The organism is bacterium, from assembly GCA_019637795.1.
GTDB lineage: Bacteria > Desulfobacterota > Binatia > HRBIN30 > CADEER01 > JAHBUY01.
Genome location: JAHBUY010000003.1, coordinates 642,766 through 663,966, shown reverse-complemented (window position 1 = coordinate 663,966; position 21,201 = coordinate 642,766). Strand labels below are relative to the sequence as shown.

22 protein-coding genes and 1 tRNA gene are annotated in these 21,201 nt (G+C 71.3%); 10 read left to right on the top strand and 13 right to left on the bottom strand.

Annotation, left to right across the window (positions count from 1 at the left end):
- Nucleotides 1-55 precede the first annotated feature (55 nt).
- From KF840_12845 to KF840_12835, 3 genes are read right to left on the bottom strand one after another with little or no spacing between them, the layout of a single operon-like run.
- Nucleotides 56-826 carry an enoyl-CoA hydratase/isomerase family protein gene (locus KF840_12845; GenBank protein ID MBX3025787.1) on the bottom strand — a complete coding sequence of 257 codons (771 nt, stop codon included), beginning with the start codon at nt 824-826 and terminating at the stop codon, nt 56-58.
- Nucleotides 827-831: 5 nt separating this feature from the next.
- Nucleotides 832-3,189, bottom strand: a complete 2,358-nt coding sequence (locus KF840_12840; protein ID MBX3025786.1) for a CoA transferase — start codon at nt 3,187-3,189, stop codon at nt 832-834.
- Nucleotides 3,190-3,223: 34 nt separating this feature from the next.
- Nucleotides 3,224-4,387 carry an amidohydrolase gene (locus tag KF840_12835; protein ID MBX3025785.1) on the bottom strand — a complete coding sequence of 388 codons (1,164 nt, stop codon included), beginning with the start codon at nt 4,385-4,387 and terminating at the stop codon, nt 3,224-3,226.
- 219 nt (nt 4,388-4,606) lie between these two features.
- Between KF840_12835 and KF840_12830 the strand changes: the two genes are divergently transcribed.
- Nucleotides 4,607-5,356, top strand: a complete 750-nt coding sequence (locus tag KF840_12830; protein ID MBX3025784.1) for an outer membrane lipoprotein-sorting protein — start codon at nt 4,607-4,609, stop codon at nt 5,354-5,356.
- Nucleotides 5,357-5,452: 96 nt separating this feature from the next.
- Here the strand turns inward: KF840_12830 and KF840_12825 are convergent, their stop codons facing one another.
- From KF840_12825 to KF840_12815, 3 genes are read right to left on the bottom strand one after another with little or no spacing between them, the layout of a single operon-like run.
- On the bottom strand, nt 5,453-5,968 hold the full coding sequence (locus KF840_12825) for a PIN domain-containing protein (GenBank protein ID MBX3025783.1): 516 nt from the start codon (nt 5,966-5,968) through the stop codon (nt 5,453-5,455).
- On the bottom strand, nt 5,892-6,140 hold the full coding sequence (locus KF840_12820) for a ribbon-helix-helix protein, CopG family (GenBank protein MBX3025782.1): 249 nt from the start codon (nt 6,138-6,140) through the stop codon (nt 5,892-5,894). The genes KF840_12825 and KF840_12820 overlap by 77 nt, the downstream gene beginning before the upstream one ends.
- 22 nt (nt 6,141-6,162) lie before the next feature.
- Nucleotides 6,163-6,420 carry a hypothetical protein gene (locus KF840_12815; protein ID MBX3025781.1) on the bottom strand — a complete coding sequence of 86 codons (258 nt, stop codon included), beginning with the start codon at nt 6,418-6,420 and terminating at the stop codon, nt 6,163-6,165.
- 163 nt (nt 6,421-6,583) lie between these two features.
- Between KF840_12815 and KF840_12810 the strand changes: the two genes are divergently transcribed.
- Together KF840_12810 and KF840_12805 are read left to right on the top strand one after the other, a co-directional pair.
- Nucleotides 6,584-6,841: a DUF1902 domain-containing protein gene (locus KF840_12810; protein MBX3025780.1), complete on the top strand. Its 258-nt coding sequence runs from the start codon at nt 6,584-6,586 to the stop codon at nt 6,839-6,841.
- Nucleotides 6,842-7,036: a type II toxin-antitoxin system HicA family toxin gene (locus tag KF840_12805; GenBank protein MBX3025779.1), complete on the top strand. Its 195-nt coding sequence runs from the start codon at nt 6,842-6,844 to the stop codon at nt 7,034-7,036.
- A gap of 251 nt (nt 7,037-7,287) precedes the next feature.
- Here the strand turns inward: KF840_12805 and KF840_12800 are convergent.
- Nucleotides 7,288-7,360, bottom strand: a tRNA-Thr gene (locus KF840_12800).
- Nucleotides 7,361-7,435: 75 nt separating this feature from the next.
- Nucleotides 7,436-7,828, bottom strand: coding sequence for a hypothetical protein (locus KF840_12795; protein ID MBX3025778.1), 393 nt, complete (start codon nt 7,826-7,828; stop codon nt 7,436-7,438).
- Between the two features lie 183 nt (nt 7,829-8,011).
- Between KF840_12795 and KF840_12790 the strand changes: the two genes are divergently transcribed.
- The 4 genes from KF840_12790 (at nt 8,012) to KF840_12775 (ending at nt 13,040) form a co-directional block, all read left to right on the top strand.
- Nucleotides 8,012-9,289: an ISNCY family transposase gene (locus KF840_12790; protein MBX3025777.1), complete on the top strand. Its 1,278-nt coding sequence runs from the start codon at nt 8,012-8,014 to the stop codon at nt 9,287-9,289.
- Between the two features lie 140 nt (nt 9,290-9,429).
- Nucleotides 9,430-10,521 (top strand): DsbA family protein, encoded by a 1,092-nt coding sequence (locus KF840_12785; GenBank protein ID MBX3025776.1) that lies wholly within the window; start codon nt 9,430-9,432, stop codon nt 10,519-10,521.
- 130 nt (nt 10,522-10,651) lie between these two features.
- The gene (locus tag KF840_12780) at nt 10,652-12,244 is read left to right on the top strand and encodes a sigma 54-interacting transcriptional regulator (protein MBX3025775.1); all 1,593 of its coding nucleotides are present in this window, start codon (nt 10,652-10,654) and stop codon (nt 12,242-12,244) included.
- 130 nt (nt 12,245-12,374) lie between these two features.
- Nucleotides 12,375-13,040, top strand: coding sequence for an enoyl-CoA hydratase/isomerase family protein (locus KF840_12775; GenBank protein MBX3025774.1), 666 nt, complete (start codon nt 12,375-12,377; stop codon nt 13,038-13,040).
- 13 nt (nt 13,041-13,053) lie between these two features.
- Here KF840_12775 and KF840_12770 read toward each other — a convergent pair whose 3' ends face one another.
- Genes KF840_12770 through KF840_12755 form a run of 4 tightly spaced genes read right to left on the bottom strand, consistent with a single transcriptional unit; the run spans nt 13,054 to nt 16,511 of the window.
- Complete coding sequence (locus KF840_12770) at nt 13,054-13,647, bottom strand: membrane integrity-associated transporter subunit PqiC (protein MBX3025773.1); 594 nt, start codon at nt 13,645-13,647, stop codon at nt 13,054-13,056.
- A gap of 9 nt (nt 13,648-13,656) precedes the next feature.
- The gene (locus tag KF840_12765) at nt 13,657-14,592 is read right to left on the bottom strand and encodes an MCE family protein (protein MBX3025772.1); all 936 of its coding nucleotides are present in this window, start codon (nt 14,590-14,592) and stop codon (nt 13,657-13,659) included.
- Nucleotides 14,573-15,385 carry an ATP-binding cassette domain-containing protein gene (locus KF840_12760; protein MBX3025771.1) on the bottom strand — a complete coding sequence of 271 codons (813 nt, stop codon included), beginning with the start codon at nt 15,383-15,385 and terminating at the stop codon, nt 14,573-14,575. Before KF840_12760 ends, KF840_12765 begins: the two co-directional genes overlap by 20 nt.
- Complete coding sequence (locus tag KF840_12755; GenBank protein MBX3025770.1) at nt 15,375-16,511, bottom strand: MlaE family lipid ABC transporter permease subunit; 1,137 nt, start codon at nt 16,509-16,511, stop codon at nt 15,375-15,377. Before KF840_12755 ends, KF840_12760 begins: the two co-directional genes overlap by 11 nt.
- Nucleotides 16,512-16,809: 298 nt before the next feature.
- Between KF840_12755 and KF840_12750 the strand changes: the two genes are divergently transcribed.
- Nucleotides 16,810-17,973 carry a hypothetical protein gene (locus KF840_12750; protein MBX3025769.1) on the top strand — a complete coding sequence of 388 codons (1,164 nt, stop codon included), beginning with the start codon at nt 16,810-16,812 and terminating at the stop codon, nt 17,971-17,973.
- 79 nt (nt 17,974-18,052) lie between these two features.
- Nucleotides 18,053-18,829 carry an SDR family oxidoreductase gene (locus tag KF840_12745; GenBank protein MBX3025768.1) on the top strand — a complete coding sequence of 259 codons (777 nt, stop codon included), beginning with the start codon at nt 18,053-18,055 and terminating at the stop codon, nt 18,827-18,829.
- 23 nt (nt 18,830-18,852) lie between these two features.
- On the opposite strand, the gene KF840_12740 is transcribed toward KF840_12745, so the two are convergent.
- A complete protein-coding gene (locus KF840_12740; GenBank protein ID MBX3025767.1) occupies nt 18,853-20,067 on the bottom strand; it encodes a CoA transferase in 1,215 nt (404 codons plus the stop codon).
- A 134-nt stretch (nt 20,068-20,201) separates the two neighbouring features.
- On the opposite strand from KF840_12740, the gene glpX reads away from it, so the two are divergent.
- A complete protein-coding gene (gene glpX / locus KF840_12735; GenBank protein MBX3025766.1) occupies nt 20,202-21,176 on the top strand; it encodes a class II fructose-bisphosphatase in 975 nt (324 codons plus the stop codon).
- Nucleotides 21,177-21,201 lie beyond the last annotated feature (25 nt).

The following is a 21,201-nucleotide window of genomic DNA, read 5'->3' as shown; positions in this document are numbered from 1 at the left end:
AGCGGGGCCGGGCCTGGCGCCGCCCGCCCGTGCCCGACGTCTCGCGCGCGGCGCGTCAGTCGCGCGGCCAATTGGGCGGGCGCTTCTCGAGGAAGGCCTGGAAGCCCTCGGCCATCTCCGGCGACATGATGGCGCGGCGGAACAGGTTGACGTCGGGCGCCGGCAGGCGGCGGTTGAGGTCGTCCTTCACCGCGGCGCGCGACTTCGGGCCGGTGCGGCGGATCTGCTCGAGCGTCCAGGCGAGCTCGGCCGCGAAGTCGGCGTGCGGGACGACCGTGCCGACCAGCCCGAGCGCGGCGGCCTGGTGGGCGTCGAGCAGCGCGCCGGTGAACAGCAGGTACTTCGCCTTGCCGAGGCCGACGTATTCGGCGAGGCGGGCCGCGATCCAGGGATCGGGGACGCCGCGCCGCAGCTCGGGAGCGCGGAAGGTCGCCCGGTCGGAGGCGATGCTGAGGTCGCTGAACAGGACGAGGTTGAGCCCGCCGGCGTGACAGAGGCCGTTGACGGCGGCGCACACCACCTTGCGGCACTGCTCGAGCTGGCGGAACGGGAAGTGGTCGGTGGGGTCGAGCTCCTGCGCCAGCTCCTCGGGATGCTCGCTCTCGCCGCTCATGTCGCCGCCGACGGCGAACGCGTCGCCGCTGCCGGTGAGGCAGAGGACGTCGACCTCCGGCTCGCCGTCGGCGAGGATCGCGGCGCGCTTCAGGCCCCGGTACATGTCCTGGGTGATCGCGTTGCGCTTGTCGGCGCGGTCGATGCGCACGTGCAACACGCGCTCCGCGACGTGGGCCTTCAGAAACGACGTGCCGAGGTCGATGTCGCGCATGCGGATCAGGCTCCCTGTGGGCGCTCGCCGATGACGCCGGCGGCGGCGAGCGCGGCGATGGCGTCGTCGTCGAGCGCGAGCAGCTCGGACAGGATCTCGCGGTTGTGCTGGCCGAGGGTTGGCGCCGGGGCGTGCAGCCAGCGCGCCACGCCGGCGAAGCGGAACGGCACGGTGGGGATCGGGTGGGTGCCGGCGATCGGATGCGCGCACGGCTCGAAGAAGCCGCGCGCCGCCAACTGCGGGTGGCGGCTGATCTCCCGCGGGTCGGCGACCGCGCCGGCCGGCACGCCAGCGGCGATCAGCAGCGCGACGGTCGCGGCGAGGTCGCGGTCCGCCGTCCACCGCCGCAGCTCGCGATCGATGCGGTCGTGCGCCGCGCGCCGCCCGGGGCGCGTCCGCAGCGACGGGTCGCCGCTCCACGCCGGCCGGCCGAGGACGCGGACCAGCGCCTGCCACTGGGCGTCGGTCGCCACCGACAGCGCCAGCCAGGCGTCGGCGCCGCGGCAGCGGTAGAGGCCCTGCGGCGCGGCGGCGGGCGAGCGATTGCCGTCCCGTTGCAGAACGGCGCCGTAGGCGCTGTGCTCGATCACCTGCTCGGCGGCGGCGTTCAGCGCCCCCTCCACCATGGTCGCCTCGACGTGCGCGCCGACGCCGGTCACCTCGCGCTCGGCGAGGGCGACGAGCAGCGCGAAGGCGGCGTGCATGCCGGCCAGGGGATCGCAGGGGCCGCGCTGGATGCGCGGCTGGTCGTCGCGATGGCCGGTGACCCAGGCGAGGCCGGTCAACTGCTCCATGGTCTGCGCGAAGCCGGTGTTGTCGCGCCACGGTCCGGAGAGCCCGAAGGCCGGCATGCGGACGAGGATGGCGCGCGGGTTGGCGGCGTGGATGGCCTCCCAGGTGAGGCCGAAGTTGTCGAGCACGCGCGGGCTGAAGTTCTCCACCAGGGCGTCGGAGCGGCGCAGCAGCCGCAGCAGCAGGTCGAGGCCGGCGGGGTCGTTGAGATTCAGTGTCAGGCCGCGCTTGTTGGTGTTGGCCGCCAGGAAGAAGGGGCTGTGCTCCCACCAGCGTTCGTGCCCCATGAAGGCGCCGCCGGCGTAGCGCATGCCGTCCGGGCGTTGGATCGACTCGACGTGGATGACATCGGCGCCGAGCGCCGCCAGGACGTGCGTCGCCGACGGCCCGGCCCACCAGTTGGTCAGGTCGAGAATGCGCAGGCCGGCGAGCGGCGGCGGCTTCGGCCCGTCCGCCGTCGGGCGAGGCAGCGGGCGCGGCTCGATGCGGCCCGTGTGCTCGCCCAGGCGTGGCGCCGGCGCCGTGGCGCGCGGCCGCTCGCCGTCGATGGCGTAGGGCGCGCGCGGATGGGTGAAGGTGTCCTCGGGGTCGCGGACGAAGACGCCGCGCGCCACGAACTGCTCGTGCCGCTGCACCGTCTCGCCGTTGCAGATCGGCGCCACCGGGATGCGCAGCGCCGTGGCGCGGGCGACGATCTCCGCGGTGGTGTGTCGCGTCGTCCAGGCGTGGACGATGTCGTTCCACTCTCGGAAGCGCTGCATGCGCCCGAAGACCAGCGCCAGCTCCGCATCGTCGAGCAGGTCGGGGCGTTCGATCAGCACCAGGAAGTCGCGGAACTGCTGGCCGGAATTGGTACAGAAACCGACGTGCCCGTCGGCGGTCGGCTCGATCGACGGCGTCTCGATGGTCCGCGCCGGCCCCGGCGGCTCGGGGCGGCCGAACAGGCTCCAGAAGAGATCGAGGAAGTTGGTCGAGGCCAGCGCCATGGCCTCGAGCAGCGAGCAGTCGACGTGCTCGCCGTGGCCGGTGCGCCGCGCCCGGTGCACCGCGGCGAGCGCCGCCACGGCGGCGAAGGTGCCGCCCAGCCACTCGAGGATGCGGCCGCCGGCCTGGAAGGGTTCCTGATCGGCGAGGCCGCGGGTGCCGATCGAGCCCGATTCCGCCTGGATGGTGAATTCGGTGGCGGGGCGATCGCGCCACGGCCCGCTGCGGCCGAAGGGAGAAATCGAGACCAGGGTCAACCCGGGATGTCGTGCCGGCAGATCGAGGATGTCGGTCGCGGCGGGGGCGAAGCTCTCGACCACCAGGTCGGCGCCGGCGACGAGATCGCGCACCGCGGCGTCGTCGAGCCCGCCGACGACCGAGCGCTTGCCGGCGTTGAGGAAGCGGAACAGGGCGCCGTCGCGTCCGCGCCGGTCGGCGCCGGAGGCGGACCAGCGGCGCAGCGGGTCCCCGGCGGCGTCCTCGACCTTGATGACGTCGGCGCCGGCGTCGGCGAACAGCTTGGTGCAGTAGGGGCCGGCGATCTCGGTGGAGAAGTCGACCACCCGCAGGTCGCGCAGCCCGTGCATCGCGCTCGCCGGCCGTGCGTCGCTCGACACGCGGTTACTGCAGGCCGTACAGCGCGGCGGCGTTGTCGTGCAGCACCTTGCGCACCGTCGCCTCGGGCGCCCGCGCCAGCGCCCGCTCGGCGTAGGCGCGCGGCGGCGAGGCGGCGCTCTGCGGTCCCGGCGCCATCGACGTCGGGTGCGGGAAGTCGGTCTCGTACAGGAGATTGTCGGGGAACAGCTCGAGCGCCGTCGCGAGGCCCCTCTCCTCGAACCAGAAGCAGCCGAAGATCTGGCGCCGGAAGTACTCGCTCGGCCGCAGCTCGTAGTCGGGATGCTCGCGGAAGGCGCCGCCGTTGGTCCACTGCCAGTCGAAGGCCTCGAGGACGAACGGAATCCAGCCGGCGCCGCTCTCGACCGAGACGAAGCGGAGGCGCGGGAAGCGGTGGCAGACGCCCCCCATGGTGAGATCGCCGATGCAGCGGGTGTTCTCGAGGAAGTAGTTGGCGGAGTTGCGCGCGAACACCGTCTTGATGCCCATGTTGGCGGGATCGTCGAAGATGTCGCCGCCGATGGTGCCGGAGCCGACGTGGAAGCTGATCGACAGCCCGGCCTCCTGGGCGGCGGCCCAGATCGGGTCCCAGTGGCGGTCGGCGAGCACCGGCTGCCCGAACGCCTGCGGCTGGCTGCAGAACAGCACCGCCCGGTGGCCGCGCGCGGCGCAGCGGGCGATCTCGCCGACGGCGGCGGCGACGTCCCAGAACGGCGTCGCCATCACCGGCACCAGCCGCCGCGGCGCGGCGCTCGTCCAGTCGATCAGGAAGTCGTTGTAGGCGCGCACGCACTCGAGCATCAGCGCCGGTTCCTCGAGCTGCAGGAAGCCCGCGGAGCCGAAGCCGCCGACGTTCGGGTAGAGCACCTGCGCCCACAGGCCCTCGCGATCGAGGTGCGCCAGCCGCGCCTGCGCGTCGTAGGTCGCCGGGGCGCAGTCGGCGTAGGTGTCGGGAAACTCCGGAATGGTGCCGTCGAAGCCGGCCATCGAATAGGCGCCGGGGGCGCCGACCGGACGTCCGGCGACCATCCACACGTCCTTGTCGCCGAGGCGCTCGACGTGCGGCACGCGGTCGCCCCAGCGGCTGGAGACGCGGGCCGTCCAGACGTCGGCCGGCTCCGTGACGTGCGCGTCGACGTCGATGACGCGGTAGCGATCGAACAGGCTCATGCCGCCGGACATGCGCCGAAGCGCCGGCAGCGGTCAAGGACGGCGCGCGGCGCGGGCAATGGACGCCCCGAAGTTCTTGTGTGACCGGGCCTGATCCTCTAGGAGCGCCGCAGCCCCGGCTGACGACGCGGCGTCGATCGGTGGACGACTGACGCGAAAGGAGGCGGCATGGTCGCATGTTGCGAGGCGGTTCGACGGGCGCGAATGCGGTGTCGGCCGATGGGCCGCGCCGCCCTGGCGGCGACGATCGCCGGCGCGTTGTGGAGCGGGGCCGTTCGTGCCGACGACGCGGCGCGCGACCTGGTGCGACGGGTGCTCGACGCCCTGCCGAAGCAGACGAGCCAGGCGACGGTGGACCTGACCGTGAAGGGACAGCCGACGCGGACGCTGGCGATCAGCAACAAGATCGTGAACGGCGCGCGCGGCAGCTACATCGAGGTGACGGCCCCGAGCGAGCTCGCTGGCATGCGCTTCCTCTTTCTGCAGCCGGTCGACGGACCGGCCCAGCAGTACCTGAAGGTGACGGCGAGTCGGAAGGTGATCCTCGTCGCCGAGGAGATCCGCAAGCAGCCGTTCCTCGGCTCGACGTTCTACGTGTCCGATCTGGTCGAGCCGAAGCTGGACGATTTCGACTACGCCGTCGTGGGTGAGGAGACGCTGCTCGGCCGTCCGTGCACGCTCGTCGAGGCGCGGCCGAAGAACCCCGACGGGATCTACAGCCGGACGGTCCTGTCGCTCGATCCCAAGGATCTGCTCATCCTCAGGCGCCAGTTCTTCGCTCCCGACGGCACACTGTCCAAGGTGTGGACCATCGACCAGGTCGATCAGGTCGACGGCGTGTGGACGCTGATGCGGCAGACCATGGAGGACGTCCGGGAGCGCGCGTCCTCCCGCCTCGACGTGAAGACGGTGCAGTACGGCATCGACCTGCCCGACGAGATGTTCACCCCGAAGTACCTGGCGCGGTAGCGCGCTCGCCCCCCGCGGCAGGAGTCTGGCTGTCGCAGGATGTTGAGCCGGTCCGCAGGAATTGGAACGGTGCGGCTCGGCTCGGGCGGAAGCCGATCAGACCTGGCCGACGGACACGTCGACCGGGAGCCGGGTGAAGCCAGCCGCGGCAAAGTGCTGGTCGAAGGCGAAGGCGTGGCGGATGCGCTCGGCGCGCATCACCGCGAAGCTCGTCGCGTCCACGAAACTGAAATCCTGATCGGTGTACTGGCGCAGCAATCGGTAGGCGCGCGCCTCCTGCTCCTTGCCGACGAAGATGCGCTCGACCCTGCGGGACTCATCCAGCCGGTCGAGGAACGCCAGGGCGGCGGTGTGCCCGCACGTGACCCGCAGGAGCGTGTAGGTCTCGCCGATCACCTGATTGCTGGTCGCCAGCGGGTGGTGGGAGACCACCAGCTCGCGGAGTGTGCCGACGGCGGCCTCGTGCCATTCGTCGTCGCTGACCTGCAGCGCATACCAGGCCCCGGTGTCGACGAAGACCCCCGCGGTCCCATGGTCACCGCGCGCCGCGGCGCCGTGCGCCCCCGGCCAACAGCCGGTCGTGATCCCGCGCTCCGTGGCGCGTCCCCGCACGTCCCACCTGCCCAGCCAGCGCCAGCAGCGGCTCGTCGTCGCGCTCTTCAAGTTGCAGCAACAGATCTACCGCCCGCCGAACGAGGCTCGACTTCGATTCCCCGCGCGTTGCGGCGAGATCTTCCAAGCGCCGGTCTGCGTCTTCCGTGAGCAGAACCTGGACGCGAGTCATGGTGTGTACCCTTTTGATCAGCCTACACAGCCAACGACAACGGTTCAATTACAGGTGATGTGACACGACGTCCCGGCAGGTTGTCGAAGTGCTCGGAGCCGTCGTGGATGCGCGGGTCGCGGATCTGCGAGCCGCCGGGCAGCGGCGCGGAGGAGATCGCGGCGGCGTTCATCTTCTCAGCCGTGGCACGCCAGGCGATGGCAGCCGTGCGCCGAAGGAGCTCACCCGCGTCCTGGACGCGGTCGGTCTGCGCCGCGTCCGGCTCCGTGGCCTGCGGCACATGTACGCCAGGCTCCTCATCGTGCAGGGCGAGAGCCTCGTCTCCGTGAAGGACCAGCGCGCCCCGACGGCTCGAACCCCGAGGGCAGCGTGGTCGCGCCGCGCCGACACGGGAAGCGAATGCCGTTGCGCCAGCGGGCGCGGAGGCGCTAGCCTTGCTGCGAATGACGCACCCTGATGCGCCGCCAGTCTACACCGTGACCGCCGAGTGGGATGCCGAGGCCGGCGTCTGGGTGGCGACCAGCGATGACGTGCCCGGGCTCGCCACCGGCGCCGACACCTTCGAGGCACTGGCGGAGAAGTTGCGCGTCATGGTGCCCGAGCTGTTGGAGCTGAACGGCGCCTGCTCCGCCGCCGCCGCCGCGACCGCGCGCTTCCGCATCGTCGCGGAACGCGCCGAGCAGGCGCACGCCATCGCCTGAGTGGCCGACTACACGCCCGCGCTCAAGCGGCTGCTGCGCGCCGCCGGCTGCAGCTTCGAGCGCCACGGCAAGGGCGATCACGAAGTCTGGTACAGCCCCCACACGAAGCGCCGCTTCCCCGTAGACGCGGCGATCAAATCGCGCCACCTGGCGAATGCCGTGCTGAAGCAGGCCGGCTTGCCCAAGCAATTCTGACCGGGGGCGCCGCTCGTGCTCGCATCTGCGCGTCACGCATCTCCGAGGTCGCACCGCGACCCCCCGGGGCGCACAGCGACTGACTTTTTGCGCCTCAAGTCGATTCCGCAAGGCGGCGCCGGCGCGTGGCAGCGCTACCTCCGCGACGTGCGACCGGGTGCTTACCCAGTGCTTACCCGGCCAGATGGCGCGCTCGGGGCCCGCGTGCGTGAAAGCTGCGGAAACGCTTGTGGCACATGGCCTAGATGAGAAGCTGGCGCGCGGATTCGAACCGCGGACCTGCTGATTACGAATCAGCTGCTCTACCAACTGAGCTACGCCAGCGTATTGGGTGGGGCCGCGGCCGGTGCGGCCGCGATTCGGCCGTATAGCGAAAGCGGCGGGGAGAGGGAAGCCAGGTCAGCGGTCGCGGTCGAGGTCGTAGGTGCCTCGTTCGAACGGGTTGGCGCGCAGGGTGCCGGCGCGGCGACCGTCGGCGCCGCGGAGGTCGTACTGGTCGGCCAGGAAGGGGTTGCGCTCGACGGTGCCGGTGCGGCGGCCGTCGCGCTCGATGTCGTAGCGGTCGGGCGTGAAGGGGTTCTGGCGCACGGTCTCGGTGCGGGTACCGGCGCGATCGTAGACGTCGTACTGGCCTTCGTTGAAGGCGTTGGGTCGGACCGTGCCGATCCGGTTGCCGTTCTCGTAGATGTCGTACTGGCCGCGGTTGAAGGCGTTCTCCCGCACCGTCCGCTCGCCGGCCATGGCGAGGGCGGGGGCGAGGAGGAGCAGGGGGAGCGTCAGGGCGGCACGCATGCGCGCAGCATAGCGCAGGCGCGGGCGGATGGGATCCCTTGCTCCTTGCTCCCAGCCCATCGGCGGCCGGTGCTCCGCGGTCCAGTGTTCCGCGTTCGAGTGTTGAAGCTCAGTGATTTTGTCCGCCTAACTGCTCAGTGAAAATGTCCGCCCCTCCGCGGCAAAGAAGGAGGGATGGAGAGGATGAGCAAGCGGCAATGGAAGCGGCTGGACGCCGTGGAGCGGATCGAGCGAGGGGCGCTGACGGTGGGAGAAGCGGCGGAGGTGCTGGGACTGTCGAAGCGGCAGGTGCGACGGCTGCGGCGGGCGGTGGGGCGGCGTGGGGCGAAAGGAGTGCAGCACGGGAACACGGGGCGGGCGCCGAAGCACCGCTTGGGGGAAGCGGTGCGGGAGCAGATCCTGGAGCTGCGGCGCAAGAAGTACGACGGGTTCAACGACCAGCACTTCACCGAGAAGCTGGGGGACGTGGAAGGGGTCAAGGTCTCTCGGGCCAGCGTGCAGCGGCTGCTGCGCGCGGCGGGCATCGGGCCGCCGCGCCGGCGGCGCGCCCCGAAACACCGCCGGCGCAGAGACCGCAAACCGCAGGCGGGGTTGATGATCCTCTGGGACGGCAGCCGACACGAGTGGCTCGAGGGGCGCGGGCCGATGCTGTGCCTGATGGGAGCGATCGATGACGCGACCGGCGAGCTGCTGCCTGGGGCGTCGTTCGTGGAGCAGGAGTGCGCGGCAGGGTACCTGCGGGTGCTGCGAGCGATCGCGGAGGCGAAAGGACTTCCGTACAGCGCCTACATGGATCGGCACGGGAGCCTGAAGCGCAACGACGCGCACTGGACGCTGGAAGAGGAGTTACGCGGGGTCCAAGACCCGACGCAGGTGGGCCGGGCGCTCGCGGCCTTGGAGATTGAGGTGATCTACGCGCTGTCGCCGCAGGCGAAGGGCCGAGTGGAGCGGCTGTGGGGCACGCTGCAGGATCGGTTGGTCTCCGAGCTCCGGTTGGTGGGGGCCACGACCGTGGAGGAGGCCAATGCCGTGCTGGAGGCCTTTCGGGCGGAGCACAACCAGCGGTTTGCCATTCCCCCGGCCGAGGCCACCCCGGCGTGGCGGCCGGTGCGACGGGGGACCGATCTGAGCCGGATCTGCAGCTTCCAGTACGAGGCGACCGTGCTGAACGACAACACCGTGCGGATCGGCGGCCTGGTCCTCGACATCCCGCCCGGCCCGCGCAAGCGCAGCTATGCGGGGACGCGCGTCGAGGTGCGCCAGCTCCTCGACGGCAGCTGGCGCGTCTACGGCGGCGACACGGTGATCGCCACGGCCGCCGCCACCTCGCCCGGCGCCCTCCGCACGCTCAAGCGCCGGCGGCGGCGGCCGCCGAGCGCCGCCTCGGTGGGGAAAACTCCAGTCGCCCTGCGGGCTCCTTCCGTTTCCCCCACCGACATGATCCCGTCACCACCACGATGAACCCCGGGGGGACGGAATCACTGAGCAGTTGAGGGCGGACAGAATCACTGAGCAGCGACAGTGTTCCGCGTTCGAGTTGACGGGACAGGTGGGGGACCCGTACGGTGGGGGATCATCGTCTCGAACCCCCAGGAGGATCCATGCGCATTGGCACCTTGACGCTGCTGGCGGTCGCCGTGTTGGCGACCGGTGGCTGTGACCAGAAATCGGCCGCTCCGGGCGGCGCGGCGGCGCCGGCGGCGGTCCAGCACGCGGCCGCCCCCGCGGCGGCGCCGGCAGCGGCAGCCCCAGCGACCGAGGCCGGCAGCGACGTGCTCGCGACCGCCGGCAACAAGACGATCACCCGCGCCGACGTCGAGGCGTCGGTGAAATCGGAGCTCGGCGAGGTCGAGGCCGCCCGCTACAAGATCCTCCGCGGCGGCGTCGACGAGTTGGTCGCCACGGCGCTGTTCGAGCAGGAGGCCACGGCGCGCGGCGTGTCCCTCGAGCAGCTCCAGCAGACCGAGATCGTCGAAAAGGTGCCGGCGCCGAGCGACGACGACGTCAAGAAGCTCTACGAGGACAACAAGGAGCAGCTCGGCGGACAGTCCTTCGACGAGGTGAAGGAGAAGCTGGTCGAGTACATGAAGAGCCGCTCCGCCCAGGGCCGCTACACCGAGTACATCGCGGAGCTGAAGAAGAAGTATCCGACGAAGATCGCGCTGCGGCCGCCGACGGTCGACGTCGCCGTCGGCGAGCTGCCGCCGCTCGGTCCCGCCGACGCCAAGGTCACGATCATCGAGTTCTCCGACTACGAGTGCCCGTTCTGCAAGCGCGCCGAGGCGTCGGTGGAGCAGGTGAAGGAGACCTACGGCGACAAGGTGCGCATCGCCTATCGCAACTACCCGTTGCCCTTCCATCAGAGCGCCCGCCCCGCCGCGCAGGCGGCGCTGTGCGCCAACGAGCAGGGCAAGTTCTGGGCGATGCACGACAAACTGATGGCCGCCAAGGACCTCTCGGCGGCCAACCTGCAGCAGATCGCCAGCGACGTCGGCCTCGACCGCAAGAAGTTCGACGAGTGCGTGGCCGCCGAGCGTGGCAAGGAGATGATCGAGCAGGATCTCGCCGCCGGCCAGGCCGCCGGCGTCAACGGCACGCCGGCGTTCTTCATCAACGGTCGCCTGCTCGACGGCGCGCAGCCGTTCGAGAAGTTCCAGGAGATCATCGACGAGGAGCTCGAAGCGCACGGGTGAGCACGCGCGCGGGGGGCGCGGGGGCCAGCGCGCCCTCCGCCCCGCCCCGCGAACCCACCACGCGCGTCCCCGCGCAGGGACCGCCGTTGCCGTGGCGGAGCGCCTCGGGTAGACGTTGCCGCGGGGAGACATGGCTTTCGAAGGCGGCGGTGCGCCCAGCGAAAGCACCACGCGGTTCCGGGTGCTGTACGATCTCGCGTGCGCGTTCGCGGCGCGCATCGAGCTCGACGAGCTGTTCCCGTTCGTCGTCGGCAAGTGCCGCGAGGTGTTCGACGCGATGGGCGCCTCGGTGCTGCTGCTCGACGCCGACACCAACGAGCTCTACTTCCCGTTCGTCGCCGAGGACGACCCCACCGTCCTCGCCCGCCTGCTCGAGCTGCGCTTTCCCGCCGACCGCGGCATCGCCGGCTGGGTGCTGAGCCACGGCAGCGCGGTGCGGGTCGACGACGTCCAGTCCGACGCCCGCTTCTTCACCGGCATCGATCACGCCACCGGCTTCACCACCCGCGCCCTGCTGTGCGCGCCGCTGCGCACCTACCAGGGGGTGATCGGCGTCATTCAGGTCCTCAATCACAAGCACGGGCTGCCGTTCTCCGACGACGACCTCGCCTTCCTCGAGGCGCTCGCCGGCAGCGTCGCAGTGGCGATCGAGAACGCCCGCCTGTTCGCCCGGGTGAAGGCCAGCGAGGACCTGCTGCGCGCCCAGGTCGGCGCGCTGCGCCGCGACATGGCGCACCGCGACCGCTTCCACGAGATCGTCGGTTCGAGCCCCGCCATGCTGGAGGTGTTCCAGTTGATGGAGAGCGCCGCGGCGACGCCGATCACGGTGCTGATCGAGGGCGAGACCGGCACCGGCAAGGAGCTGGTGGCGCGCGGCATCCACCGCGCCTCGGCGCGCGCCGAGGCGCCGTTCCTCGCCGTCAACTGCGCCGCCGTGTCGGAGACGTTGCTCGAGAGCGAGCTCTTCGGCCACCGCCGCGGCTCGTTCACCGGCGCCACCCAGGACCACCGCGGGCTGTTCGAAGCGGCGAGCGGCGGCACCATCTTCCTCGACGAGGTCGGCGAGATGCCGCTCGCCATGCAGGCCAAGCTGCTGCGCGTCCTGCAGCAGGGCGAGATCGTTCCGGTCGGCGACACGCGGCCGCGCAAGGTCGACGTGCGCGTCGTCTCGGCGACCAACCGCGACCTGCAGGCCGAGGTCGGTCGCCAGGCGTTCCGCCAGGATCTCTACTACCGGCTCGCCGTGTTCCCGATCACGCTGCCGCCGCTGCGCCAGCGACGCGAGGACATTCCGGTGCTGGTCGACCGGCTGCTGAAGAAGCACGCCGACCGCCACCACACCGAGCTGCGCGGCGTCGACCCGGCGGCGGTCGATGCCCTGCAGCGCTACGACTGGCCCGGCAACGTGCGCGAGTTGGAGAACGTGCTCGAACGGGCGGTCGCGCTGGCGCGCTCGAACGGCGTCATCACCACCGCCTACTTTCCACCCAAGCTGCGCGGCAGCGACGTCGACCGCCACGCCGCCACCCCGGCGGATCTCCCCGCGACCGGCCCGGCGCCGATGACGCCGCTCCGCCAGGCGCGCGCCGAGTTCGAGGCCGACTACATCCGCCGCGTGCTGCAGGCCAACAATCGCAACGTCTCGCGCTCCGCCCGCGCCCTCGGGCTGTCGCGCGTCATGCTGCAGAAGAAGATGAAGGAGTACGGCCTGCGAGAGGAGTGAGCGGCGGCCCGACAGCCGAGGGCTGGCGGGTGCCGCCGCGCGCCAAGCGCCGACGGTGGCTGAAGGCCCCGACCGCCAACCCCCGAGCGCGCGACAGCCTGACGCAGCTCCGTCACGCCGAGGATTCCCGATGATCGATCTCACCCGCACCGGTCCCGTGTTCGTCCTCGCCATGCAGAGCGGCGAGAACCGCTTCAACCGCGCCTTCCTCGACGCGCTGAACGGCGCCGTCGACGAAGTGGAGCGGAGCCGCGGCGCGGCGGCGCTGGTGACGGTCGGGAGCGACAAGTTCTACTCCAACGGCCTCGACCTCGACTGGCTGATGTCGCCCGCCGGCGAGGGGCCGAGCTTCATCGGCGACTTCCTCGCCTTCTTCGGCCGTCTGCTGGCCCTGCCGGTGCCGACGGTGGCGGCGATCAATGGCCACGCCTTCGCTGGCGGCGCGATGTTCGCGCTCACCCACGACTTCCGCGTCATGCGCGCCGACCGCGGCTTCTTCTGCCTGCCCGAGGTCGACCTCGGCATGCCGTTCGCTCCGGGGATGAACGCGCTCATCACCGGCAAGCTCGGGCGCCGCAGCGCCACCGATCTGATCCTCACCGGCCGCCGCGTCGGCGGCGCGGAGGCCCTGGCGCTGCGCGCGGTGGACGAGACCGCCGCCGCGGAGGAGGTGCTGCCGCGGGCGGTGGCGCGGGCCGAGGCGCTGTCGGGGAAGGATCGGGCGATCTACGGGCGGCTGAAGCGGGATCTCTTCGCCGAGGCGATCGAGCTGCTGGCGACTCGGCGGATGCCGTAGCCGAGGGCTGCGGCTAGCGGACCGCGGCCACCCGGGCGGCGATCTGCCCCGAGATGTCCTGCGCGGCGCGGCTCATCGCGGCGACGAACGACGTCGGGTCGCCGAGCACGCACGGCTGGTCGCTGGTGAACAGCTCCTCGAAGACGGGGCCGCGCGGGCCGCTGGCGGCGACCCGCACGAGCAGGGCGCGCACCCGCAGGTGCGCGGTGCAGCCGTCGCTGTCGAGCTCGTCGATCTCCTCGACCCGACCGCTGAGCTCGTAGTCGGGCGCCAGCGCCGACGGTCCCTGCAGCACCGCCGAGGCGACGCCGGCGCTGCCGAGATCACGCGCGATGAGCTCGCCGATCATCGCGCTCGGCGCGGCAATCCAACTGTTGTAGTTGTCGACGCCGACGTCGTACGGGCCCTGGCGGTAGATGAAGCCCAGGCGGTCGTACGCGGGCGCGACGCTGAAGGGCGCGACGCGCACGATGCCGGCCGGCGCCTCGTGGGTCGCGGCGGGTGCGGGGTAGGCGAGCCGGTAGGTGCGCGCGACCGGCGGCGCGCCGCCGAAGGTGGAACAGGCGCTGACCAGAAGAGCGATGGCGAGCGGAGCCAGGCGGCGCATGGGCACTCCTCAACGCGCCGGCGTCGGACGCGGCGGCGGCGGGTTGGAGAACAGCAGGCTCGAGGGCTGCTGGCGGAGCGAGTCGCTCAGGAGCTGCAGGTTGTCGATGGTGCGGTTGAGGCGGCCGATGACGCCCTGCAGGTCGATGATGAACGACTGGCCGGTGCGCGCCAGGCCGTCGACCTCGCGCACGGCGCTGCGCAGATCGCGGCCGGTGTCGCCGCTGCGCAGGTCGACCATCAGCGCCCTGGCCTCGGCCGTCGCCTCGCGCAGATCGGCGACCACCGGCTGCAGGCGCACGCCCTCGGTGGCCTTGTCGAGATTGAGCGTCACGCGCGATGCCGAGTCGGTGATGTTGGTCAGATTGGTCAGGATGTGCTGCACGCGCTCGTCGCGCAGCAACTGGTCGGCGGCCTGCAGGGTGGCGCGCACGTCGTCCGAGATCCCCGGCAGATCGATGCTCATCACCCGCTGGTAGATGTCCTCGAGCGCCTCCTGGATGGCCTTGAACTGCGACGGCGTCGACGGGATCAGCGGCGCCGAGGGCTCGAAGGACAGGGTCGGCGCCTTCTCCAGCGCATCGCCGGCGTGGCGGTCGATCTCGACGTAGCGCAGCCCGGTGATGCCCGAGAGCTGGAGCTGGGCGCGCAGCGTCGGGTCCTTGAACAGCAGATCGGCATAGCGGTTGTCGATGCTCATGCGGACCTCGATGAGGTCGCCGTCGGGCGCGATGTCGATGCGCTCGACCCGGCCCGCCGGCACGCCGCGGTACTTCACCGCGGCGCCGCGGTCGAGGCCCTGCACCGATTCGGAGAAGTAGGTCACCGCCGCCGATTCGTCGGCCAGGTAGCGGCTGGCGCCGAGCCAGATCGCCGCCGCCAGGCCGATCATCAGGGCGACGATGACGAAGATGCCGACGCGGAGCTTACGCGCCTCGGTCGCCACGGGTGGCCCTCCTGTGCTGCGCCTGCTCGCTCGGCTGGCGGTTGAAGAACGCATGGACGCGCGAATCGGGGTGCCCCTCCCGCAGCTCGAGCGGCGGCCCCTCGGCGATCACCGACTTGGTCGCGGCGTCGAGCATGATGCAGCGGGTGGCGATGGTGAAGATGCTCGGCAACTCGTGCGACACGACGACGATGGTGGTGCCGAGGCTGCGGTTCACCTGCACGATGAGCTCGTCGAGCTCCACCGAGGTGATCGGGTCGAGGCCGGCCGAGGGCTCGTCGAAGAAGAGGATGCGGGGGTCGAGCGCCAGGGCGCGGGCGAGCGCGGCGCGCTTCTTCATGCCACCCGAGAGCTCGGACACCATGAAGTCCTCGAAGCCGTCGAGGCGCACCATCGCCAGCTTCATGCGCACCAGCAGCGCGATCATGTCCGGCGGCAGGGTGGTGTACTCCTCGAGCGGCAGGGCGATGTTCTGGCCGAGGGTGAGCGAGCCGAAGAGCGCGCCAGCCTGGAAGCTGACGCCGAAGCGCTGCTGAATGCGGCGCAGTTGCTCCTCGTCGGCATGCGCCACGTCGTCGCCCTCGATCAGCACCCGGCCGCCGGCCGGGCGCAGCAGCCCGATCATGTGACGCAGCAGCGTCGTCTTGCCGCAGCCGGAGCCGCCGACGATCGCGAACACCTCGCCGCGCCGCACGGCGCAGGAGACGTCGTCGAGGATCACCTTGTCGCCGTAGCGCGCCACCAGGTGCTCGACCGTGATCGCCGCCGGCGCGGCGCTCGGCTCACCAGACATTGAACAGCACCGTGAAGACCGCGTCGCTGAGGATGATCGCGAAAATGCCGGAGACGATCGCCGAGGTGGTGATGCGGCCGACGCTCTCGGCGCTCTCGCGCGCCTCGAAGCCGCGCAGGCACCCGACCAGCGCGATCAGGATGGCGAACACGAAGGCCTTGATGAGCCCCTGCCCGACGTCCCAGAAGACCATGTAGTACTTCATGGTCGAGAAATAGACGACGGTCGGGATGTTGAGCTGGACGACGGCGACGAAGAGGCCGCCGAGGATGCCGACGAGATCGGCGTAGAGGGTCAGCAGGGGCAGCATGAGGATGAGCGCCAGCACCTTCGGCGTCACCAGGAAGCGGGTGCGGTCGAGCCCCATGGCCGCCAGCGCGTCCACTTCCTCCGACACCTTCATGGTGCCGATCTCGGCCGCGAAGGCGGCGCCGGAGCGGCCGGCGGCGATGATCGCGGTCATCAGCGGCCCGAGCTCGCGCGTCACCGACAGGCCGACCAGGCTGGCGACGTAGATGTCGGCGCCGAACTGGCGGAGCTGCACGGCCGCCTGGAAGGCGGTGATCAGGCCCATCAGGAAGCTGATCAGGGTGACGATCGGCAGCGCCTCGTAGCCGGCGCGCTGCATGTAGATCCAGGTCTCGCGCCAGCGGATCTGGCGCGGGTTGCGGGCCGCGTCGAGCAGGCCGATCACCACTTCGCCGCTGAAGGCGGTGAAGTCGCGCAGGCTGGCCATGGCGCGCTCGCCCCACTCGCCGGCGCGCTCGATCAGCGTCGTCGGCGGTGCCGGGCGCGGCGCCGCGGCGCGCAGGCGCTCCTCGTCGACCAGACCGAGGAAGCCGTCGATGTCGGGCGTGCTGCCGGTGATGCGCAGCGCCGCGCCGCGGCGCTCGAGCTGCTCGCGCAGCCGGATCAACAGCGCGCCGCCGCCGCTGTCGAAGTAGTCGACGCCGGACAGGTCGAGCCGCACCTCGCGCGCGTCGGCCGGCACGGTGGCGCTGATCTCCTCGAGCAGGCGCTGGGCGTTGCCGATCGCCACCCGCCCGCGCACCGCGATCGTCGCCGCTCCGTTCCGCCGCGCCGCCTGCAGCTCATAGCCCGCCGCATCCGCCACGGCGGGGTTCATACCTCCTATGGCCCGCTTTCACCACCGAGGGGACGGGGCGGCGCCGGTTGCCAATCGGCCCGCCCCGGACAGCGGGCCGCGGCGATGATGCCTCGGGTCCACCGAGTTTGACGTCCGAGGTCCAGTGCCTGTAGGAGCGGCGCGAACCACATGCGCGGTATGCTGCCGCAGCGAGGAGGGTGGGGTGAGCCAGCCGTCGCGAATTAGTGAGGGGGCAAGCGGGGTTGCGGATCGACGCCGTTCTCGCGCGCCACGGACCCGTGCCTGGGGCTGCGTCCGCGTCGCCGCCGTGTGTCAGATGGCGGTGGCGGTCGCCGTGCTCCAGGCGGTGGCGCCCGCGGGCGCGGACATGATGAATTTCAGCGTCCCGCAGAGCGCCTACGACGCGGGCCTCAGCCGGAGCCGCACCGCCCTTCCGCCCACCAACGCGTTCGGCGACGCGGTCATCGTCAACAGCAGCAACACCACGATGACCATGACCAAGCAACTCACCATCAGCAACGCGCAGTACATCTACAACGTGGGCGAGATGCGTTGGGACACCTCCGCCCTGCCCGACGACGCGATCATCACGGGCGTCAGTCTGCTCGTGCGCATCACGTCACTGAGCAACACCAACAGTCGTAATCTGGTCTGCGAATGGGTGGTCGACGGCGCGATCGTGGCCGGCGACTGGACGGATCCCGTGGGCACGACGGCGCTGAACATCGCCATCTCGAGCCTGACCAACGGCGCCGACAACACGCTCACGCTCTCCGGCTTCAACGGCTCCCCCGGAGTCAGCACCACCGGCAACACGAAACTGCGCTGCGGCATCAGTGGCGGAGCGCCGACCGGCATCAGCAACCCCACCAACCTGGTGCAGTGGGCCACGTTCGACAACACGTCGATGTTCGTGGTGCCGCAATTGCAGGTGACCTACTCGCTGCCGACCAGCACGCCGACCGTCACGGACACCCCGACGGTCACCGAGACGCCGACGGCGACCGGCACCGCGACCTGCACGTCGACCGCCAGTCACACCTCGACCGCCACGTCGACGGTGACGGCGACGTCGACCGGCACGGCGACGCGCACCGCGACCGCGACCCAGACGCACTCGATGACGCCGACGGCGACCTCCAGCCGCACCGCCAGCGCGACCGGGACAGCGACCTCGACGGCGACCGTCACGAGGACCGCGACCGTGACCACGACGCCCACGGCGACGCCGCTGGTCCCCAATGGGGGCTCCTGCACGAGTGGCGGCGAGTGCGCCTCGATGCACTGCGTCGACCAGGTGTGCTGCGACACCGCCTGCACGCAGCCGGCCCACGCGTGCAACCTCGCGGGGCAGCGGGGGACGTGCGCGCCGATCATCGCCCCGGCGCCAGCGCTCTCGGTCCGCGCGCAATGGATCGGCGCCGCCGTGCTGCTCCTCGTCGCGGCATCCGCGTTCCGCCGGCGGGCCATGCGCCGCTGACGCGAGCTGGCACGTCAGCCGGCGCGGTGCCCCCATCGGTCCTCGGGAGGGTACGTTGTCGCTGATTGGGGAGGGACACATGCTCGAGGGCAAGGTCGCGATCGTCACCGGCGCGGGATCGGGGTTGGGGCGCGCCGGCGCGCTGGCGTTGGCCTCGGCGGGGGCGCGGGTGCTGGCGTCGGACATCGACGAAGCCGGGGTGCGCGAGACGGCGGCGCGGATCGGCGCCGCCGGGGGCGTGGCGCGGGCCGTGGTCGCCGACGCCGGCAACGCGGCCGACGCCGAGCGCACGGTGCGCGCCGCGGTGGACGCCTTCGGCGCCCTGCACGTGCTCTACAACAATGCCGGCGTCGCCTGGCCGGGGCGCGATGGCTTCGCGCCGATGATCGACGTCGAGGTCTGGGACACGGTGATTCGCGTCAATCTGTCGAGCGCCTTCTACCACGCCAAATTCGCCATCCCCGAGATCGCCCGCGCCGGCGGCGGCGCGATCATCAACACCGCTTCCTCGATGGCCCACCTGCCGCTCGGCGGGCTCGACGGCTACGCGGCGTCCAAGGGCGGCGTGGCGCTGCTCACCAAGTCGCTGGCCGTCGGCTGCGGGGCGATGAACATCCGCGTCAATGCCATCAGCCCCGGGTACGTCGACACGCCGATGAACGCGCTGATCTTCGGCAACGACGCCTTCCGCGACGGCTTCGCCAAGGGGCACGCCACCGGCCTGCAGAGCGCCGAGGAGATCGCCGAGGTGGTGGTCTTCCTCGCCAGCGACGCCGCGCGCAGCCTCACCGGCGCCGTGCTCAACTGCGACCGCGGCTGGACCGCGTTCAAGCAGCCGGAGGTCATCCGCGGATAGCCGCGATCGCCGCGGGGCGAGCGTCAGATGATGCCGTCAGCGCGGAGCTGCGCGATCTCCGGCGCCGCGAGGCCGAGCAGCGCCCCGTAGATCTCGTCGTTGTGCTCGCCGAGCCTGGGCGCCCCGCGGCGGATCTCGCCGGGCGTGGCGGAGAGGCGGGGGTAGACGGCGGGGTGCTTGAGCGGGCCGAGGGTGGGGTCGTCGACGGTGACGATGTCGCCGCGCGCCGCGTAGTGGGGGTCGGCGGCGATGTCGGCGATCGAATAGGCGCGCGACACCGGCACCTCGGCGGCGACCATGATCGCCTCGATCTCGGCCGCGCTGTGTCGCCGGCACCACTCGCCGACGATGCCGTTGATGGCGTCGCCGTTGGCGACCCGCGCCTTGAAGGTGGCGAAGCGCGGATCATCGAGCAGCTCGGGGCGGCCGATGGCCCGAGCCAGGCGCGGGAAGAGGCCGTCACCGGCGGCGACGATGCAGACGAACTCGCCGTCGGCGGTCTCCCAGTTGTCGAGCGGCGCCGAGTTGCGCAGCCGATTGCCCTCGCGGCCGCGGACGACGCCCAGGCGGTCGTAGGCGGGCAGCGTGTGCTCGAGGATGCGGAACACCGACTCGTACAGCGCCAGGTCGACGGTCTGGCCGCCGCCGCGGTGCACGTCGCGGTGGTACAGCGCGATCATGATCGCCAGCGCGTTGAAGATCGCCGTCAGGTAGTCGGAGATGATGATGCCGGGGCGCACCGGCGGCCGGTCGGGGTAGCCGGTGAGGTGGAGCAGGCCGCCGAAGCCGATGCCGTTGCGGTCGAGTCCGGGGCGATCGCGATAGGGGCCGGTCTGCCCGTATACCGAGGCGCGGGTGACGATCAGGTCCGGATGCTCGCGCGCCAGCACCTCGGGGCCGATGCCCCACGCCTCGAGGGTGCCGGGCTGGAAGTTCTCGACCACCACGTCCGCTCGCCGCGCCAGGGCGCGGAACAGCTCCTGGCCGCGCGGCCGGCGCAGATCGAGGGTGATCGACTTCTTGTTCCGTCCCTCTACCGCCCACCACAGCGAGCCGCCGCTGGGGTCGAAGGGCCCGATGCCGCGCATGAAGTCGCCGCTGCCGGGCAGCTCGACCTTGATGATTTCGGCCCCGAAGTCGCCCAGCAGCGTCGCCGCGAAGGGCGCGGCGATGCGGGTGCCGATGTCGAGGATGCGAATACCGTCCAGCGGCAGAGCCACGGAGTCCTGAAACCACAAATGAACGGGAATGACCACGAAGGACACGACGGCGTGGCGGGCGTCGCGGTGATTCGCATCGTTCGGGCGCTTCGGCGATTGCGATACGGCACCCCGTCGGCTAACCAGCCAGCGGTCGGGACAAAGGGGGCGTCATGGATCTGCAGCATTTGTTGCGGGAGTTTCTCGCCGTCGTCGAGGACGCGGCCGTCGCCTGCGCGCGCACGATGGGGCAGGGGGACCGCAAGCACTCCGATGCGGTCGCGGTCGAGGCGATGCGCAAGGCGATGGACCGCTTGTCGATGCGCGGCACGGTGGTGATCGGCGAGGGCGAGCGCGACGAGGCGCCGATGCTCTACATCGGCGAGAAGGTCGGCGCCTGGCGGGACGGCGATCCCGAGGTGGACATCGCGGTCGACCCGCTGGAGGGCACCAACCTCTGCGCCACCGGCTCGGCGAACGCGATCGCCGTGCTGGCGGCGTCGAACAAGGGCGGCCTGCTGCACGCCCCCGACTGCTACATGGACAAGATCATCGTCGGCCCGTCGGTGAAGGGCGCGGTCCACCTCGACGCGACGGTGAAGGAGAACCTCAAGGCGATCGCCGGCCGCCTCAATCGTTCGGTGAGCGACCTGGTGGTGATCGTCCTCGACCGGCCGCGGCACGAGAAGCTGATCGAGGACATCCGCAGCGCCGGCGCGCGCATCCGGCTGATCAGCGACGGCGACCTCTCGGCCGGCATCAGCGCCGCGGTGCGCCGCACCAACGTGCACGCGGTGATGGGCATCGGCGGCGCGCCCGAGGGGGTTCTCGCCGCCGCCGCGCTGCGCTGCCTCAACGGCCACATGCAGGCGCGCCTGGTGCCGACCAAGGAAGGCCAGGAGGAGCGCTTCCGCGCCATGGGCATCACCGACATGAAGCGCATCTACAGCGAGCGCGACCTCGCGCCCGGCCCGTTCCTGATGTTCGCCGCCTGCGGCGTCACCGACGGCAACCTGCTGCGCGGCGTCCGCTTCTTCGGCCACGGCGCGCGCACCAGCTCGGTGCTGATGTCGTCGTCGGAGAACCTCATCCAGTTCGTCGACAGCGTGAAGCTGGACGGCGATCCGGGGACGGTGGTGGAGTTCTGAGCGGGGGATCGGTGCGGCAGCCCGC

Bases quoted from the DNA above. Each gene is read 5' to 3' on its own strand.
- KF840_12770 (MBX3025773.1), bottom strand. From the start codon at position 13,647: ATGCGCCGCCTGGCTCCGCTCGCCATCGCTCTTCTGGTCAGCGCCTGT.
- KF840_12775 (MBX3025774.1), top strand. From the start codon at position 12,375: ATGATCGATCTCACCCGCACCGGTCCCGTGTTCGTCCTCGCCATGCAG.
- KF840_12760 (MBX3025771.1), bottom strand. From the start codon at position 15,385: ATGTCTGGTGAGCCGAGCGCCGCGCCGGCGGCGATCACGGTCGAGCAC.
- KF840_12750 (MBX3025769.1), top strand. From the start codon at position 16,810: ATGGCGGTGGCGGTCGCCGTGCTCCAGGCGGTGGCGCCCGCGGGCGCG.
- KF840_12845 (MBX3025787.1), bottom strand. From the start codon at position 826: ATGCGCGACATCGACCTCGGCACGTCGTTTCTGAAGGCCCACGTCGCG.
- KF840_12790 (MBX3025777.1), top strand. From the start codon at position 8,012: ATGAGCAAGCGGCAATGGAAGCGGCTGGACGCCGTGGAGCGGATCGAG.
- KF840_12810 (MBX3025780.1), top strand. From the start codon at position 6,584: ATGACGCACCCTGATGCGCCGCCAGTCTACACCGTGACCGCCGAGTGG.
- KF840_12745 (MBX3025768.1), top strand. From the start codon at position 18,053: ATGCTCGAGGGCAAGGTCGCGATCGTCACCGGCGCGGGATCGGGGTTG.
- KF840_12840 (MBX3025786.1), bottom strand. From the start codon at position 3,189: ATGCACGGGCTGCGCGACCTGCGGGTGGTCGACTTCTCCACCGAGATC.
- KF840_12795 (MBX3025778.1), bottom strand. From the start codon at position 7,828: ATGCGTGCCGCCCTGACGCTCCCCCTGCTCCTCCTCGCCCCCGCCCTC.
- KF840_12785 (MBX3025776.1), top strand. From the start codon at position 9,430: ATGCGCATTGGCACCTTGACGCTGCTGGCGGTCGCCGTGTTGGCGACC.
- glpX (MBX3025766.1), top strand. From the start codon at position 20,202: ATGGATCTGCAGCATTTGTTGCGGGAGTTTCTCGCCGTCGTCGAGGAC.
- KF840_12820 (MBX3025782.1), bottom strand. From the start codon at position 6,140: ATGACTCGCGTCCAGGTTCTGCTCACGGAAGACGCAGACCGGCGCTTG.
- KF840_12830 (MBX3025784.1), top strand. From the start codon at position 4,607: ATGGGCCGCGCCGCCCTGGCGGCGACGATCGCCGGCGCGTTGTGGAGC.
- KF840_12780 (MBX3025775.1), top strand. From the start codon at position 10,652: ATGGCTTTCGAAGGCGGCGGTGCGCCCAGCGAAAGCACCACGCGGTTC.
- KF840_12835 (MBX3025785.1), bottom strand. From the start codon at position 4,387: ATGAGCCTGTTCGATCGCTACCGCGTCATCGACGTCGACGCGCACGTC.
- KF840_12755 (MBX3025770.1), bottom strand. From the start codon at position 16,511: ATGAACCCCGCCGTGGCGGATGCGGCGGGCTATGAGCTGCAGGCGGCG.